At 69.0% G+C, this 16,026-nt stretch carries 17 protein-coding genes; 13 read left to right on the top strand and 4 right to left on the bottom strand.

Features of this window, described 5'->3' with window-relative positions:
* Positions 1–18: 18 nt before the first annotated feature.
* The 3 genes from ABZY89_RS21730 to ABZY89_RS21720 are packed head-to-tail and all read right to left on the bottom strand — an operon-like array spanning position 19 to position 3,045.
* Entirely contained in the window at positions 19–1,164 is a 1,146-nt protein-coding gene (locus ABZY89_RS21730) for a P-loop NTPase (protein WP_355230536.1), read from the bottom strand.
* Positions 1,165–1,175: 11 nt separating this feature from the next.
* Positions 1,176–1,724, bottom strand: coding sequence for a DUF1003 domain-containing protein (locus tag ABZY89_RS21725; RefSeq protein WP_355230534.1), 549 nt, complete (start codon positions 1,722–1,724; stop codon positions 1,176–1,178).
* Positions 1,717–3,045 carry a CBS domain-containing protein gene (locus tag ABZY89_RS21720; protein ID WP_355230533.1) on the bottom strand — a complete coding sequence of 443 codons (1,329 nt, stop codon included), beginning with the start codon at positions 3,043–3,045 and terminating at the stop codon, positions 1,717–1,719. The genes ABZY89_RS21725 and ABZY89_RS21720 overlap by 8 nt, the downstream gene beginning before the upstream one ends.
* A 189-nt stretch (positions 3,046–3,234) precedes the next feature.
* Between ABZY89_RS21720 and ABZY89_RS21715 the strand changes: the two genes are divergently transcribed.
* Both ABZY89_RS21715 and ABZY89_RS21710 read left to right on the top strand, forming a co-directional pair.
* Positions 3,235–4,632 (top strand): endonuclease/exonuclease/phosphatase family protein, encoded by a 1,398-nt coding sequence (locus tag ABZY89_RS21715; RefSeq protein WP_355230531.1) that lies wholly within the window; start codon positions 3,235–3,237, stop codon positions 4,630–4,632.
* Between the two features lie 138 nt (positions 4,633–4,770).
* Entirely contained in the window at positions 4,771–5,964 is a 1,194-nt protein-coding gene (locus tag ABZY89_RS21710; RefSeq protein WP_355230529.1) for an acyl-CoA dehydrogenase family protein, read from the top strand.
* A gap of 88 nt (positions 5,965–6,052) precedes the next feature.
* Here the strand turns inward: ABZY89_RS21710 and ABZY89_RS21705 are convergent, their stop codons facing one another.
* The gene (locus ABZY89_RS21705) at positions 6,053–6,430 is read right to left on the bottom strand and encodes a MerR family transcriptional regulator (RefSeq protein WP_355230528.1); all 378 of its coding nucleotides are present in this window, start codon (positions 6,428–6,430) and stop codon (positions 6,053–6,055) included.
* Between the two features lie 103 nt (positions 6,431–6,533).
* Here ABZY89_RS21705 and ABZY89_RS21700 point away from each other — a divergent pair, with 103 nt between their 5' ends.
* From ABZY89_RS21700 to ABZY89_RS21650, 11 genes are all read left to right on the top strand, one after another.
* Positions 6,534–7,628 (top strand): alkene reductase, encoded by a 1,095-nt coding sequence (locus ABZY89_RS21700; protein WP_355230526.1) that lies wholly within the window; start codon positions 6,534–6,536, stop codon positions 7,626–7,628.
* Between the two features lie 180 nt (positions 7,629–7,808).
* Positions 7,809–7,979, top strand: coding sequence for a DUF5302 domain-containing protein (locus ABZY89_RS21695; protein WP_160027349.1), 171 nt, complete (start codon positions 7,809–7,811; stop codon positions 7,977–7,979).
* 55 nt (positions 7,980–8,034) lie between these two features.
* Positions 8,035–9,186: a hypothetical protein gene (locus ABZY89_RS21690; RefSeq protein ID WP_355230524.1), complete on the top strand. Its 1,152-nt coding sequence runs from the start codon at positions 8,035–8,037 to the stop codon at positions 9,184–9,186.
* A gap of 32 nt (positions 9,187–9,218) precedes the next feature.
* On the top strand, positions 9,219–10,148 hold the full coding sequence (locus tag ABZY89_RS21685) for a glycosyltransferase family 2 protein (RefSeq protein WP_355230522.1): 930 nt from the start codon (positions 9,219–9,221) through the stop codon (positions 10,146–10,148).
* A gap of 57 nt (positions 10,149–10,205) precedes the next feature.
* Positions 10,206–11,240, top strand: a complete 1,035-nt coding sequence (locus ABZY89_RS21680; RefSeq protein WP_355230520.1) for a MaoC family dehydratase — start codon at positions 10,206–10,208, stop codon at positions 11,238–11,240.
* A gap of 10 nt (positions 11,241–11,250) precedes the next feature.
* Positions 11,251–12,045, top strand: coding sequence for an SDR family oxidoreductase (locus ABZY89_RS21675; RefSeq protein WP_355230518.1), 795 nt, complete (start codon positions 11,251–11,253; stop codon positions 12,043–12,045).
* A 36-nt stretch (positions 12,046–12,081) separates the two neighbouring features.
* Positions 12,082–12,636, top strand: coding sequence for a histidine phosphatase family protein (locus ABZY89_RS21670; protein WP_355230516.1), 555 nt, complete (start codon positions 12,082–12,084; stop codon positions 12,634–12,636).
* 48 nt (positions 12,637–12,684) lie between these two features.
* The gene (locus tag ABZY89_RS21665) at positions 12,685–13,344 is read left to right on the top strand and encodes a DUF6758 family protein (protein WP_355230514.1); all 660 of its coding nucleotides are present in this window, start codon (positions 12,685–12,687) and stop codon (positions 13,342–13,344) included.
* Positions 13,345–13,353: 9 nt separating this feature from the next.
* The gene (locus ABZY89_RS21660) at positions 13,354–14,229 is read left to right on the top strand and encodes a PHP domain-containing protein (RefSeq protein ID WP_355230512.1); all 876 of its coding nucleotides are present in this window, start codon (positions 13,354–13,356) and stop codon (positions 14,227–14,229) included.
* Positions 14,226–14,825, top strand: a complete 600-nt coding sequence (locus ABZY89_RS21655; protein ID WP_355230510.1) for a MarC family protein — start codon at positions 14,226–14,228, stop codon at positions 14,823–14,825. The genes ABZY89_RS21660 and ABZY89_RS21655 overlap by 4 nt, the downstream gene beginning before the upstream one ends.
* Before the next feature lie 265 nt (positions 14,826–15,090).
* Complete coding sequence (locus ABZY89_RS21650) at positions 15,091–15,993, top strand: hypothetical protein (protein WP_355230509.1); 903 nt, start codon at positions 15,091–15,093, stop codon at positions 15,991–15,993.
* Positions 15,994–16,026: the final 33 nt, after the last annotated feature.

Here is a 16,026-nt window from a genome sequence, read left to right as displayed (position 1 = left end):
GGAGGTGAACCTACAGGCTCAGAGCTTGGAGGTGGGAGTGAGGCCCAGTTGCATGCCCGCGAGCCCGCGGCCGCGGCCCGAGATCGTACGTGCCACCTCGGCCAGGACCTTGGCTGACTCGGCGGTCGGGTCGGACTCGACGATCGGCTTTCCGGCGTCGCCGGCCTCGCGCAGGGTCTGCTCCAGCGGGATCTGGCCGAGCAGCGGCACCTTCGAACCGAAGCGCTGGGAGAGGGTGTCGGCGACCCGCTGGCCACCGCCGGAGCCGAAGACCTCCATCTTGGAGCCGTCGGGCAGCACGAGCCAGGACATGTTCTCCACGACGCCGACGACGCGCTGGTGCATCATCTCGGCCATCGTGCCGGCCCGCTCGGCCACCTCGGCGGCGGCCTCCTGCGGGGTGGTGACCACGACGATCTCGGCGTTGGGCAGGTGCTGGCCCAGCGAGATCGCCACATCGCCGGTGCCGGGGGGCAGGTCGAGCAGCAGCGCGTCGAGGTCGCCCCAGTAGACGTCGGAGAGCATCTGGACCAGGGCCCGGTCGAGCATCGGTCCACGCCAGGCGACGACCTGGTCACGGCGCGGCTTGAGCATCCCGATCGAGATCACCGAGACGCCGGAGGCGGTCGGGACGGGCATGATCAGGTCGTCGACCTGGGTCGGCCGGGAGTCGGCCACGCCCAGCATCGCGGGCACCGAGTGGCCGTAGATGTCGGCGTCGACGATGCCGACCTTGAGACCCTGGCTGGCGAGCGAGACGGCCAGGTTGACCGTGACCGACGACTTGCCCACACCGCCCTTGCCCGAGGCGATCGCGAAGACCTTGGTCAGCGAGCCCGGCTGGGCGAAGGGGATCTCCCGCTGCGCCTGGCCGCCGGTGAGCCCGTTGCGCATCTCGGTGCGCTGCTCGTTGGTCATCACACCCAGCTCGAGGTCGACGCCGGTGACGCCGTCGACCTTCTCGAGCGCCGCGGTGGTGTCGCGGTTGATGGTGTCCTTGAGCGGGCAGCCGGCGACGGTCAGCAGCACCTTGACGCTGACGAGACCTGCGTCGTCGATCGACACGGAGTCGACCATCCCCAGCTCGGTGATGGGACGTTTGATCTCCGGGTCCTGAACGGTCGCCAGGGCTGCGTTGACACGGTCGAGAAGCGGGCTACTCACGGTATGCAAGCCTACGTCGTACGTGGGGAGTCTCCAGCATCGCCCGAGGGCTGGTCGATCGGGCCGCGGTGACGGTCACGCTCGTCCAGCTCCTCGAGGAGCAGCCGGAGCTCGGAGCGGAGGTAGTCGCGGGTGGCGACCTCGCCGAGGGCCATCCGCAGCGACGCGGTCTCGCGGGCGAGGAACTCCATGTCGGCCTTCGACTGCGAGGCGATGCGTCGGTCCTGCTCGGCGATGGCCCGGTCGCGGTCCTCCTGGCGGTTCTGCGCGAGCAGGATCAGCGGCGCGGCGTACGAGGCCTGCAAGCTCAGAGCCAGGGTCAGGAAGATGAACGGGAACTCGTCGAAGCGCCACTCGTTCGGAACCAGGAGGTTCCAGGCGACCCAGATGACCACGACCATGGTCATCCAGGCGATGAACCGGGCGGTGCCCATGTAGCGGGCGAAGGCCTCGGCGAAGGAGCCGAAGGCGTCGGCGCGGAAGGTGGGCCGCCGGACCAGCGGGCGGCGCAGCTCGCGCGGGGTGTCGAGGCGGCCGCGGGCGGCGCGGGTGTCAGCCACGGCGCACCATCTCCGGCGTGATCACCTTGTTGGGACGGGTGTCGGGCCTGGTGTCGGGCCGCGGCTCGGTGGGCGACTCCTGGCGGGCGAGGTTCTCGCGCCAGTTCTCCGGGAGCAGGTGGTCGAGCAGGTCGTCGACGGTGACCGCGCCGGCCAGATGGCCGTTCTCGTCGACGACGGGAGCGGCGACCAGGTTGTACGTCGCCAGGTGCGCCGCGACCTGCTCGGTGCTGTCCTCGGGGCGCAGCGGCTCCAGGGACTCGTCGAGCGCGCCCGCCACCAGCGTGGACGGCGGCTCGCGCAGCAGCCGCTGGATATGGGCGATGCCGAGGAACTTGCCGGTCGGCGTCTCCAGCGGAGGGCGGCAGACGTAGACCAGGGCCGCCTGGGCCGGGGTGAGGTCGGGGTTGCGTACGAGCGCGAGCGCATCCGCGATGGTCGCGTCGGGGCCGACGATGACCGGCTCGGGGGTCATCATCGAGCCGGCGGTGTCCTCCTCGTAGGACATCAGCCGGAGTACGTCCTTGGCGTCCTCGGGCTGCATCAGGTCGAGCAGCAGGGTGGCGGTCTCCTCGGGCAGCTCGGCGATGAGGTCGGCGGCGTCGTCGGGCGACATCTCCTCGAGCACGTCGGCGGCACGCTCGGAGTCCAGGGCCCGCACGATGGCGACCTGGTCGTCCTCGGGCAGCTCCTCGAGCACCTCGGCGAGGCGCTCGTCGTCGAGGGCGGCGACGACCTGTCGCTGGCGCTCGGGCGGGAGCTCGTGGATCATCGTCGCGGCATCGGCCGGGCGCATGTCGTGGATCGCCTGGACCAGATGGGTCGCGGCCTGCGTGGGGGAGCGGCTGGCCAGCCCCTCGGTGTCGCTCCACTCGACCACGTGGGTCTGGCCGCGGCGGCGCAGCGCCTTGGAAGGCTCCTGGACCGCGACCCGGGACAGCAGCCAGTCGCGGTTGCGGGCCTGCTCCATGCCGACGTCGTAGACGGTCCCGACGACGCCGGTGGGGCGGATGGTGACCTGACGGTCGAACATCTGGCCGATCACCAGGGTCTCGGTCGAACGCTGCTGGAAGCGGCGCATGTTGAGCAGACCGGTCGTGTAGATCTGCCCGGCGTCGATGCTGGTCACCCGGGTCATCGGCACGAAGATGCGCCGGCGCCCGAAGACCTCGACGACCAGCCCCAGCACGCGCGGCTGCCGGGCGTCGGATCTGACCGTGACCACGAGATCTCGCACCTTGCCGACCTGCTCACCGAGCGGGTCGAAGATCGGAAGGCCGACCAGGCGTGCCGCGTAGACGCGGTTGGGCGAGGTGCTCACGGCCCAACGTTATGACATAGGCCCCAGCAGGTCGCTTCGACGCTCAGCCGGTGGCACTGAGCGTGAATTCGATGAGCTATCAGAACTGCACCGGAAGGGGAACCGCGATCCAGGTGAGGCTTGTGTTACAAAAGTTATCTATGTGACCAGCGTGATCGGTCACCGCTGCTGTGAAAGGGGTCCGAACGGATGCGTACGCAATCTCCCGTCACGTCTCGCGGGGGCCGGGTGGCCAAGGCCCTGCTCTCCGCAGGACTTGTCATCGGCCTCTTCGGCGGGGCTCTCGTCGCCGTGCACGACCCGTCCGATCCGGTCGAGACAGACCTGGAGACGGTCGCATACTCGCCGCCGCGCTACCGGATGGTCCAGGCCAACATCAGGGCGAGCATGAGCACGGCGAGGTTCAAGAAGGACGTACGCGAGGTGGTCGGCACCTCGCCCGACTTCATCACCTACAACGAGGTGAACGGCCGCCGGAGCGCGAGTCTCGAGCCGGGGCGCTATCGCGTCTGGCGCAAGGGTGGCGACGCGTACAGGTCGGCGACGGCGGTGGCCTGGGACAACGACGAGTGGGCAGCGACCTCGAAGGGCATCCACCAGATCAGCAACAAGCGCGGCAAGCCGGCCGACCAGAAGCTGCACTGGGGCATCAGGTTCGCCAACTGGGTCACCCTCGAGAACCGGGCGACCGGCCGGAACGTCTCGGTGGTCGCGGTGCACTTCGCGCCCAAGTCCAAGTACTACGGCGACCTGGTCCGTCCCTCGGCCCGCGCGCTCAACGTGCTCGTCAAGGCGCTGGCCAAGCGTGGGCCGGTGATGGTCGGCGGCGACCTGAACGTGCAGTACGAGGGCTCTCGCTACCCGACCGACATCTTCGCCGCGCAGCACCTGACCCCGAGCTACGACGTCACCCAGCAGGCACCGGTCACGCACGGCCGGGCCTCGACCATCGACTACGTGCTGGCCCGCGGGATCGCGCGGTTCGCCACCGGCAACCAGCGCGCCTTCGGGCTCGAGTCCGACCACCACGCGGTCCGCGTCGACTTCTCGCCGCTGCCGGTCACCTCCACCGAGGGCTCCTCTCGGGTCCGGTTCGGGCCGGGTGTCGTGGTCACCGACCCGGGACTGAGCACCGCCGAGGAGCAGAGTGTGCTGCGTACGGTCCTGAAGTCGATCAACAGCACCAAGCGGGGTCAGGTCGTCCACCTGGCCACCCGTGCGCTGAGCAACGCCAAGGTGCTCCGGGCGCTGAAGCGGGCCAAGTCCCGCGGTGCACGGGTCCAGGTCGTCACCGCGGAAGGGACCACGACAGCCGAGATGCGCTCGCTGCAGCGGATCCTCGGCAAGGACGTGAACAAGGAGAGCTGGGCCGTGCGGCGCCCGAGCGGCTATGACCGCGCCGGCCTGCGAGCGACCGTGCTGCTGATCAGCAGGACCGGTGCGACCCCGGCGTTCGCCTTCAGCTCCAGCACCCAGATGTCCGCCTCGGCCGGCACCGGCAAGCGGTCGGGCTACGTGAGCGTCACCAAGGCGTCGTACGACAAGCTCTTCAAGCCGTTCTTCTCGGCAGTCGGACGGCGGGTTTGAGGGACGTAGGATCGCGATGTGGTGGGAGTCACCCTGTCACTGATGGTTACTGATTGGTAACCTGCCGCAGTGACACGTACGCGTGGTCTCGTCGGGTCGAAACGTTGTGGCCCCGACCACCGAGAGTAGGAGTGAAGCATGGGTCGCCTTGCCGAGACCGAAGGTCTCACCGATATTCAGGAAGAGATCCTGAAGACCGTCCGTCAGTTCGTGGACGAGAAGGTCATTCCGGTGGCCCAGGAGCTGGAGCATGCCGATGAGTATCCGACCGAGATCGTCGAAGGTCTCAAGGAGCTCGGCATCTTCGGTCTGATGATCCCGGAGGAGTACGGCGGGCTGGGTGAGTCGCTGCTGACCTACGCGCTGTGCGTCGAGGAGATCGCGCGCGGCTGGATGTCGGTCTCGGGTGTGATCAACACCCACTTCATCGTTGCCTACATGCTGATGCAGCACGGCACCGAGGAGCAGAAGCAGAAGTACCTGCCGAAGATGGCCACCGGCGAGGTACGCGGTGCGTTCTCGATGTCCGAGCCCGGTCTGGGCTCCGACGTGAGCGCGGTGTCCACGAAGGCGACCAAGCAGGCCGATGGGTCTTACGAGATCACCGGCCAGAAGATGTGGCTGACCAACGGTGGCTCCTCGACCCTGGTCGCGGTGCTGACCAAGACCGATGAGGGCGCCGAGAGCGTCTACAAGAACATGACCACCTTCCTGGTGGAGAAGACCCCGGGCTTCGGTGAGACCGCGCAGGGCGTGACCGTGCCCGGCAAGATCGACAAGATGGGCTACAAGGGCATCGACACGACCGAGATGATCTTCGAGGCTCACAAGATCTCGGCCGACCAGATCCTCGGTGGCACCCCGGGCAAGGGCTTCTTCCAGATGATGGACGGTGTCGAGGTCGGCCGCGTCAACGTCGCCGCCCGCGCCTGCGGCCTGGCGATCCGTGGCTTCGAGCTCGGGATCGCCTACGCCCAGCAGCGTCAGACCTTCGGCAAGAAGATCGCCGAGCACCAGGCCATCCTGTTCCGCCTCGCGGAGATGGGCACCAAGGTCGAGGTCTCCCACAACATGATGGTCCGCGCCGCGCGTCTGAAGGACACCGGCAAGCGGATGGACGTGGAGGCCGGGATGGCCAAGATGGTCGCCTCCGAGTACGCCAACGAGGTCGTGGAGGACTCCTTCCGCATCCACGGCGGCTACGGCTACTCCAAGGAGTACGAGATCGAGCGGATCATGCGCGAGGTCAAGTTCATGCTGATCGGTGAGGGCACCAGCGACATCCAGAAGATGATCATCGGCCGCAGCCTCCTGAAGGACTACAAGTCCTGACCCTCCAGCCGGACCTTCCGCCGAATCTGTAGAAGTGGGCGACGAGACAGTGGTTTCGTCGCCCACTTCTGCTGTCTCGGGTGCATGCTCAGCCGGCGGAACCGGACCGGAGGGTCGCGTTGTGGCGGCGATTCGTGGCGATCAGCTCGTCGAGCATGTCGCGGGTCTGAAGCAGGCCCTCGATGTGCGCGCTGAGCCGGTCGCGCTCGCTGACCATCATCTCGAAGGCCGACTCGGAGGTGTCGGCGCTCGGCCGGTCGACGCAGGGAAGGACCTCGCCGATCGTACGGCTCGAGAGTCCGCCCGCGTAGAGCCGCTGGAGGAGGATCACCCGGTCGACGGCCGCCTCGGGGTAGTGCCGCTGGCCGCTGCCGCTGCGTTCGGACACGAGCAGCCCCTGCTCCTCGTAGTAGCGCAGTGAGCGGACGCTCACGCCTGCCCGACGCGCGAGCTCTCCGATCCGCATCGAACTCCTCCTGGGGTGATCTCCGGCACAAGACTTGCCTCTGACGTCAGTGTCAGGTTCTAGCGTACGTGGCGAACCACTGCCACTCCCAAGGAGCTCACCTGTGACCAGCCTCTTCGACCGCCACCACCTGGGCCCGCTGACACTGCCGAACCGGATCGTGATGGCGCCGATGACCCGCGCCCGAGGCACCGCGGACGGCCTGGCAACGCCGTCGATGGCGACGTACTTCGCTCAGCGGGCGACCGCCGGCCTGCTCATCTCCGACGGGATCGCCCCCAACCACGTCGGCACCTCGAACCCCAACACCGCGGGACTGCGTACGGAGGAAGAGGCCGCCTCCTGGCGGCAGGTCACCGACGCGGTCCATGTCAACGGTGGCCGGATCTTCGCCCAGCTGATGCACGGAGGCCGGATCTCGCACGTGTCGATCTCCGGGCACCGACCGGTGGCCCCGTCAGCTGTCGCCGCGGCGGCCGACGTCTTCACCCCGACCGGGCCCCAGCCCGCGCCGGTGCCACGTGCACTGGAGACCGCAGAGATCGCGGAGCAGGCCAAGTCCTACGCCGAAGCCGCCCGCCGCGCGGTCGGCGCCGGGTTCGACGGTGTCGAGCTGCACGGGGCCAACGGCTACCTGATCAGCCAGTTCCTCTCGACCAACGCCAACGTGCGCACCGACCGCTACGGCGGCACGGTGGCAAACCGCATCCGGTTCGCCGTCGAGGCAGTCGAGGCGACGGTGGAGGCTGTCGGCGGCGACCGCACCGGCATCCGGCTCTCGCCCGGCGCCGGGATCTGGGACGTGACCGAAGCCGACCATGCCGAGCTCTATGCGGCTCTGGTCACCGAGCTCAACCGGCTCGGGCTGGCGTACGTCCACATCGAGGCCACCACCGAGGAGGAGACCATGCTCGACCTGCGCAAGCGATGGGACGGGACCATGATCGTCAACCCGAGCTCCTGGTTGACCCGCGGCGAGGCGGCGTTCGGGGCCAGGCCGACGGATCTGGACTCCGCGGACCGCTGGCTGGACCTGGGTGCTGACCTGGTGAGCTTCGGCCGGGCGTACCTAGCCAATCCGGACCTCGTCGAGCGCCTTCGTCGTCGGCTTCCTCTCGCCGAGGCCGACCCGGCGACCTACTACACCGGTGGTGACGCCGGCTTCCTGGACGTCCCCGCCCATCACCAGGTCGCCTGACTCGCCTCGATCGAGTCCGCACGAACGGACGCCGATTCCGTAGTTGTGGGCGACGAAAGTAGACCTTCGTCGCCCACAACTACGGTCTCGTCCGGAAAACCTGAGGTTTTCGCCGTTGTCGTTGTCGTAGGTTGGGGTTTACCCGACCAACGATCCAGCAACGCAGATTTAGGGAGAGCGATGACCAACGACGATCTCAAAGCCAAGATGCGCGAGGCGCTGGAGAAGAAGAACAACCACGACCACGCACGCGCCGAGAGCGCGGGGGCCAAGGAGAAGGCGCACGGGTCCGAGGTAGTCGGTGGCGCACCGAAGATGCACCGCCGGAAGGCGGGCGGCGGCGGGTCCTGACGCTACGATGCCCCTTCGGGGGTGTCGGGTCGGTCTGGTCGAGAGGTATTGAACGTTGGCGCGCCGCGTAGTGCTCCATGTCGGGGCGATGAAGTCGGGGACGACATATCTGCAGGGTGCCCTGTACAAGAACAAGGCTCTCCTCGCGGAGCGTGGGTTCCTGGTCCCCGGCGCGCGCTGGCGCAACCAGATCGAGGCCGTTCTCGACGTGAAGGGCCGCCGGAAGCACCCCCAGGGGAACTCGGTCGCCGGAGCCTGGGACCGGCTGGTCGCCGAGGTCGACGAGTGGGACGGCACAGCGCTGATCTCCGTCGAGCTGCTCGCGCCGGTCGGGCCGGAGACGGTCGAGCGGGTGGCGACGAGCTTCAAGGGCGTGACCCCCGAGATCGTGCTCTCGCTGCGTGACATCAACCGGCAGATCCCGTCGATGTGGCAGGAGCTCGTCCAGAACGGCGTGGACTGGACCTGGGGGGACTTCCTCACCGCGGTCAACAAGAGCCGTCCGGGCTCTCCCGAGCGCCGTCACTCCGTGCCCGGTAAGCGGTTCTGGTCCGAGCAGGACATGGTCGCCATCGCCCGGCGCTGGGCCCAGGCCGGGCCTCTGCACCTGGTCACCGTGCCGCCTCCGGGCAGCCCGGCGACCCTGTTGCTGGAGCGTTTCGGTGTGGCGATGGGCTTCGATCCCGAGGGGATGAAGAGCCCGCCGCCGAAGAACACCTCCCTCGGCTCCGCGACCGTCGAGGTGCTGCGCTGCCTCAACGCCGAGCTGGACCGGCGAGGCCTGGCCTACCCGGCGGCGATGGGGCTGCGCAAGCACGTCCTCGGCAAGCGCCTGATGCCGGAGCTGACGGTCGACGACCCGCGTATCGGGCTCCAGGCACCGCGCTGGACCGCATCGTTCACCCGCGACCAGGCAGCCGAGCTGAGCGGTCTGGACGCGACCATCCACGGGGATCTCGATGACCTGGCTCCTGTGGACGTACGCGGGATCGACCCGCGCAAGGTCACCGACAAGCAGGTTCGAGACGCCGCGGTGGCCTCCTATGCGGCGCTGCGTACGGACCTCAACAAGAAGCTCGCCGACCCGACCATCCCTGGTGAGGCCATCGACCCGGGGGAGGGCCGCAAGGCCCCGGCGCGCGCCGTCTCCGCTCTGGCCGACCTCGTGGAGTGGTCCGTCCGGCGAGAGGAGCTGGTCCGCACGTAGGGCCTCAACACACACATATTCGGGGGAACTCTTTGTCAAGCAGCTGGAGCCTGCGCCGTCGTCGCAGACTCGTCGAAGAGGCGAGCGGCACGTCGGCCGCGCCGCCACGGATCGCGGTGCTCACCATCGCCCGCGACGAGGGGGAGATGCTCGCCCGCTGGGTCGACCACTACGGCCGAGCGGCGGGTCACGAGAACCTGATCGTCTTCGACGACGGTTCGACCGACGGTTCCACCGACGACCTGTCGTGCACGGTCCAGCGCCTGCCGGGCTTCCGGAAGGGCAACTTCGAAGCCGGCCGGATGGGCCTGGCCAGCGGGGTCGCCCACGGTCTCCTGGGGATCTACGACGTGGTCATCTTCACCGACGTGGACGAGTTCCTCGTCCCGGACCCGGCGAAGTACGCCAACCTGTCCGACTACCTGAGCCGGCGGCCCGAGCGGGTGATCGCCCCGTTCGCCCTCAACGTCGTCCACCACACCGCGGTCGAGGGACCGATGGTCAGCGGCAAGCCGATCGTCGGCCAGCGGGCGTACGCCCAGTTCGCGCCGTTGATGTGCAAGCCGTCGGTCAAGCGGGTGCCGGCCGCCTGGACGCTCGCCTCCCACGGGATCAAGGCGCAGTACGTGCCCGATCCCGGGCTGTTCATGCTCCACATGAAGTTCGCCGACCTGGATCTGCTGCGCCGACAGGCCGACCGCCGCAACGAGCTCGCCAAGGCGGTGGGCCGCGGCAAGGGCAGCTCCTGGGGACGCTCCGGTGACGATCTCGCCGGCCTGCTGACCACCGCGACCGCCTCGGTGAGCGCTGACGTCGAGGAGTTCGACCCTGCCTCGGTCCTGCCGGCCAGGCTCGTCCGTGAGGAGGACGGAGTGCACCGCGCCGTCGGCCCGGGCCACATCGACAACCTCCGCAACCAGCCGCTGTTACGCATCCCGGAACGCCTCCACGGGATCGTCTGAACTAGGTTACCGTCCGGTAATCCACGCACCGCCAGACTCACCGACGAGAGGCCGCAGATGAGCAAGACGAACCCCGGCAACTTCTTCGAGGACTTCCAGGTCGGCCAGGTCATCGAGCATGCCACGCCGCGCACGGTGACCGAGGGCGACCGGGCTGCGTACGGATCGCTCTACCCGACCCGCTTCGCGGTGCCCTCGAGCGCTGCCTTCGCGGCCTCCGTCGGGCTCGAGCAGCACCCGGTCGAGGAGCTGATCGGCTTCCACATCGCCTTCGGCAAGACCGTGCCGGACGTGTCGCTGAACGCGGTCGCCAACCTCGGCTACGCCGAGTGCCGCTTCCACCAGCCGGTGGTGCCGGGCGACACGCTCTCGACGAAGTCCGAGGTCATCGGCCTGAAGCAGAACTCCAACGGCAAGTCCGGCGTCGTCTACGTACGCTCGACCGCCACCAATCAGCGTGGCGAGGTCGCCATCGACTGGGCGCGCTGGGTGATGGTGCACAAGCGGGACCAGGCGGCCGCCGCCCCCGAGACCGTGATCCCGGAGCTGGCGAAGGCGGTCGACGCGAAGAACCTGATCGTGCCCAAGGGCCTGGACTTCACCGCGTACGACTTCACCGCCGCCGGTGAGCCGCACCGGCTGACCGACTACGAGGTCGGCGAGAAGATCGACCACGTCGACGGGGTCACCCTCACCGCGTCCGAGCACCAGCAGGCCACCCGGCTGTGGCAGAACACCGCGAAGGTGCACTTCAACGTCGAGGCGCGGCCCGACGGCCGCAACCTCGTCTACGGCGGCCACATCATCTCGTTGGCCCGTGCGCTGTCGTTCAACGGCCTCGCCAACGCCCAGCTCGTCGCCGCGATCAACGCCGGCGCCCACACCTCTCCGGCCTTCGCGGGCGACACCGTCTACGCCTGGTCCGAGGTGCTCGACCGGGTGGAGACCGACGCTCCCGGTGTCGGCGCCCTTCGCCTGCGTCTGGTCGCCACCAAGGGCCGCGACGAGTCGATGACCCTGCGCGGCGAGGACGGAAAGTACGCCCCCGGGGTGCTGCTCGACCTCGACTACTGGGCGCTCATCCCTGCGTAAGGAGCACGTCATGGCAGTGAAAAAGGCTCTCTTCGTCTCCGGCTCCGCCCAGGGGATCGGCAAGGCGATCGTCGAGAAGTTCGCGGCGCAGGGCTGGTTCGTCGGGATCTACGACATCGACGCCGACCGGGCCCGCGACGTCGCGGCTCTCCTCGGCTCCGACTCGGCCATCGGTGGCGCGCTCGACGTCACCGACCCGGCGTCCTGGAACGCGGCGCTGGAGGAGTTCGCCACCGCCGCCGGCGGTCGCCTCGACCTGCTGGTCAACAACGCCGGCATCCTGCGCGCCGGCCGCCTGGCCGAGGTCGACCTGGCCCAGCACCACCAGACCATCGAGATCAACGTCAACGGCGTGATCAACGGCTGCCACACCGCCTACCCGTATCTTCGCGCCACCCCTGGCTCGGGCGTCATCAACGTCTGCAGCGCGAGCGCGATCTACGGTCAGCCGGAGATCGCCTCCTACAGCGCGTCCAAGTACGCCGTGCGCGGGCTCACCGAGGCCCTGGAGCTGGAGTGGCGCAAGGAGGGCATCCGGGTGCAGGCGGTCTGGCCGCTGTGGGTGAAGACCGCGCTGCTCGACGGCAACGCCGCCTCCTCCCACGAGACCCTGGGCATCCGGCTCACCGTCGAAGACGTCGCCGACCAGGTCTGGGAGATGGCGCAGCCGCGCAAGGGGCTGCGTGGGCGAGTGCCGAAGGTCCACACGACCGTCGGGTTCCCGGCCAGGGCGCTCTCGACCGCTGCCGACCTGGCGCCCAACGTACTCGTCCGCGAGGTCAATCGGTTCATCACTCGGGCGTGAGACAGCGGCCGGGCCGACGGCTGGTTGGATGGGGGCATGGCCCTCTACCTCGTCAGGCACGGCACCACCGAGTGGTCCCTCAACGGCCGGCACACCTCCCACACCGACCTTCCTCTCCTGCCCGAGGGGGAGGAGGCCGCCAAGGTGCTCTCGTCGCGGCTTCACGACCGGGAGTACGCCGCGGTGCTGACCTCCCCGCGACAGCGGGCGCTGCGTACGGCTGAGCTCGCGGGCTTCCCCGACGCGGTCGTCACCGACGACCTGGTCGAGTGGGACTACGGCGACTACGAGGGCATCACCACCGACGAGATCCACCGCACCGATCCCGGCTGGAGTCTGTGGACCGGAAAGACGCCCGGGGGAGAGGCCGCTGCCGCCGTCCAGGAGAGGCTGGGCCGGGTCGCCTCGGCCGCCCGCGAGCGCGACGGCGACACCCTGGTCTTCTCCCACGGACACGCGCTGTGCGCCCTGGCTGCGGTGTGGCTGGGACTCCCGGTCACCGAGGGTCGTCTCTTCCGGCTCGACACCGCGACCGTCTCGATGCTCGACGCCCACCACGGGCAGCCGGTCGTCAAGCACTGGAACACATAGTCACCTCCGACGCTTGACCAGACGGATGGCACGGGTCACCGTTGTGGGGTGGCTCTTGCGGTTGGCTGTCCACGCTGCGCGACGCCGGTGGCGAGCATCGGTGCCGGCGGCAGCAAGTCCTGTCCCGAGCATGGTGTGGTGACGCCGGTGTGGCGTTCCGACGCGGCCTCCTACGAGGACCTGGTGCAGGTCCTCTCGTTGGCCGGGGAGGTGCCCACCTACGTTCCCTGGCCGGTCGAGTCGGGCTGGTCGATCGCCGACCTCGCCGTGGTCGGCGACGAGAACAAGGGCGCGGCGACGCTGCTCACGCTGACGGGTGTCACCCCCGACGACGGACCGGTCGAGATGACCGTCGTCACCGAGGAGGCCGGCGTCGGGCTGGGCGCGCGGTGCGCGCGTACGGAAGGACCGGACCCGGGCATCGACGCCTGTGCCGGCCCGCCCACGACGAGGGTCCGGGTCGCCGGGCAGCGGCAGCTGGTGCCGCTGTGGCCGATCACCCAGTGGACCAACGGTGCCGAGGAGTGGGAACGGTCCGTGGTCGTCGGCGAGGCGGCCGGCCGCTGGTTGTGGCTGGTCTTCCGCCCGGCCACGGCGATGCTGATGCTCCAGGACGGCTGGCACCTGCGCCAGGTCCAAGACCTGGGCGTACAGATGGTCGAGCTGCCCTTCGGAGGGCCCGGTGGATCTTGGTGGAAGTCGCCCTAGGATGGGCGGGTGCGCATCGACCTCCATACTCACTCGCGAGTGAGCGACGGGACCGATTCGCCCACCGAGCTGGTCCAGGCGGCGAAGGCGGCGGACCTCGACGTCGTCGCCATCACCGACCACGACACCGCTGCCAGCTGGGACGAAGCTGCAGCCGCTGCCACCGAGGCCGGGATCGAGCTGGTGCGCGGCATGGAGATCAGCACCGACCACGTCGGCCACAGCGTGCACCTGCTGGCTTACCTGCCCGACCGGACCCACCCGCCCCTCGTTGCCGAGCTCGCCCGAATTCTGGCAGGCCGGGACGGACGGCTGCCGCTGATGCTTGCCCGGCTGGCGCGGCTCGGCATCGAGGTGTCGCTCGAGGACGTCGCCGCCGTCTCCGGCGATGCCGCCGCCTCGGGACGCCCGCACCTGGCCGACGCGCTCGTCGCCAAGGGGTACGTGGGCAGTCGCGACGAGGCGTTCAACCGCTACCTCGGGGCCGGCAAACCGGCGAACGTCAGCCGTTACGCGGCCCCGCTCGAGCCGATGATCCGCACCGTCGCCGCTGCCGGAGGAGTCACCGTGATCGCCCACCCGTGGGGCCGGTCCGGACGCGAGCAGCCCGACGAGGCAGCCATCTCCGCACTGGTCGATGCGGGCCTGTCCGGGCTCGAGGTCGACCACCAGGATCACAGCCCCGAAGTGCGCGAGAAGCTGCGGGTGATCGCCCGCAACCTCGACCTCGTGGTGACCGGATCCAGCGATTACCACGGCACTGGGAAGGTGGGTCACCATCTGGGAGTGAACACCACTGCACCCGCTGAGTACGAGCGGCTCCTGGAGCGCGCCGCCGCAGCCGCGGCCGCCTCCGGACGAGCCACCCCCGAGGTCGTACGTTGACCGAGATCTTCGTCTCCACGTTCGTGACGCTCTTCGTGATCATGGACCCGGTCGGCACGATCCCGATCTTCCTGTCGCTGACCGCGGGACAGTCCCCGGGCAAGCAGCGCCGGGCGGCGCTCCTCGCGGTCGCGGTCTCGTTCCTGGTGATCACGATCTTCGCGCTCTTCGGGCAGGCGATCCTGCACTTCCTGCACATCTCGCTCGAGGCGCTGCAGTGCGCCGGCGGCCTGCTCCTGCTGCTGGTCGCCCTCGAGCTGCTCACCGACAACTTCGACGACCCCGTCGCCGCCGCCGGCGCCAACGTTGCCATGGTGCCGCTCGGCACCCCGCTCCTGGCCGGCCCCGGCGCGATCGTCGCCACGATGGTCTTCACCCAGGAGGTCGACTCGGTCGGGACCGCCTTCGGGCTGGGCCTTGGGCTCGTCGTCGTCCACATCGCCCTCCTGGTCGCGATGGTCTTCTCCATCCCGATCCTGAAGGTCCTCAAGGAGTCCGGCGTCCTGCTCATCACCAGGATCGCCGGTCTGCTCCTCTCCGCTATCGCCGTTCAGATGGTGGCCGACGCGGTCACGACCTTCATCGCGAACGCCTGAGGCTGGGTAGTCCGAGACGTTCGGGCCCGTCTACCGGGCGGTAACGGGCCGGATCGTCTCGGACTACCCGGTGGTCGGCAACATGTCGGTGGTCGCGGCCATCATGAGGGTCGTGGCTTCCCGCGCCTCTCACTTCAGGCCGCCCGACGTTCTCGGGCGGCCTGGGCTGGTTCGCCCCGTGCGGACGGATCCGTCCGGTGTGCTCGGACCGACGCCCAAACAGGCGAGGGGACGGGCGTGGCGGCGTTCGTCGCGGGGGCTCTACGTGCCTGCGTACGTCCCGGCCTCACCACAGCAGCGGGTTCTCGAGGCCTCCGTGGTGGTGCCTGCGGACGGCGCGGTGACGGGCTGGGCCGCCCTGGCATGGCAGCGGGTGCGCTGGATCGACGGCTGTGACGCGGACGGGAGCGAGCTGCCGGTGACCATCCTCACTCCGGGATCGCAGGCACGCGTGCAGGCCGGGATCGAGGTGAGCAAGGAGCGCATGCTGCCGAGAACGCGCCAGATCGTGGACGGGGTGACGCTCACGGATCCGCATCGGTCGGTGGCCTTCGAGGTTCGTAGAGCGGAGACGCCGTTGTCGGCCGTACGCTGGCTCGATCTCGTCGCGGCCAGCGACCTGATCTCATTGGCGGAGATGGCGGTATACGCCGAGACGCTCAGCGGTTGGACCGGCATCGATCGCCTGAGGCGTGCGATCTCGCTTGCCGATGAGAATGTGTGGTCGCCGTCGGAGACCGATCTGCGGCTCACCCTCAAGGTGCGGATGGGGATCGCGGGCGTGGTCACCAACCGTCCGGTCTTCGACCTCGATGGCCGCCACATCGGAACCCCGGATGTCCTGGACCTGGAGCGAGGGGTGGTTGCGGAGTACGACGGTGTCCTGCACTTGGCGGGTAAGCAGCGGGCCAAGGACCTGCGGCGTGAGGGTGCCTTCCGGCGGGTCGGCCTGGAGTACGTCACCATGGTCGCCGCCGACCGCCGCGACCCCGCCGACTTCATCAGAAGGACGTACGAGGCTCGGGCGCGAGCAAGCCGGACACCGATGGCGGACCGACGGTGGACGATCGACCCGCCACGTTGGTGGACCCCCACCCACACCGTCGAGATGCGCCGAGCGCTGGCGGACTGGCAGCGTGAGCGCTACCTGAGGGCCCGCGCTGGGTAGTCAGAGACCTTCGGGCCCGTCTACCGGGCGGTA

The organism is Nocardioides sp. NPDC006303, assembly GCF_040613175.1.
In the GTDB taxonomy this organism is placed as follows: Bacteria; Actinomycetota; Actinomycetes; order Propionibacteriales; family Nocardioidaceae; genus Nocardioides.
This window is presented reverse-complemented; position numbering and strand designations above follow the sequence as displayed.

What these genes read in the sequence shown, in the direction of transcription:
- ABZY89_RS21710 (WP_355230529.1), top strand. Translation starts at nt 4,771, where the DNA reads ATGGGTCGCCTTGCCGAGACCGAAGGTCTCACCGATATTCAGGAAGAG.
- ABZY89_RS21715 (WP_355230531.1), top strand. Translation starts at nt 3,235, where the DNA reads ATGCGTACGCAATCTCCCGTCACGTCTCGCGGGGGCCGGGTGGCCAAG.
- ABZY89_RS21670 (WP_355230516.1), top strand. Translation starts at nt 12,082, where the DNA reads ATGGCCCTCTACCTCGTCAGGCACGGCACCACCGAGTGGTCCCTCAAC.
- ABZY89_RS21705 (WP_355230528.1), bottom strand. Translation starts at nt 6,430, where the DNA reads ATGCGGATCGGAGAGCTCGCGCGTCGGGCAGGCGTGAGCGTCCGCTCA.
- ABZY89_RS21680 (WP_355230520.1), top strand. Translation starts at nt 10,206, where the DNA reads ATGAGCAAGACGAACCCCGGCAACTTCTTCGAGGACTTCCAGGTCGGC.
- ABZY89_RS21675 (WP_355230518.1), top strand. Translation starts at nt 11,251, where the DNA reads ATGGCAGTGAAAAAGGCTCTCTTCGTCTCCGGCTCCGCCCAGGGGATC.
- ABZY89_RS21695 (WP_160027349.1), top strand. Translation starts at nt 7,809, where the DNA reads ATGACCAACGACGATCTCAAAGCCAAGATGCGCGAGGCGCTGGAGAAG.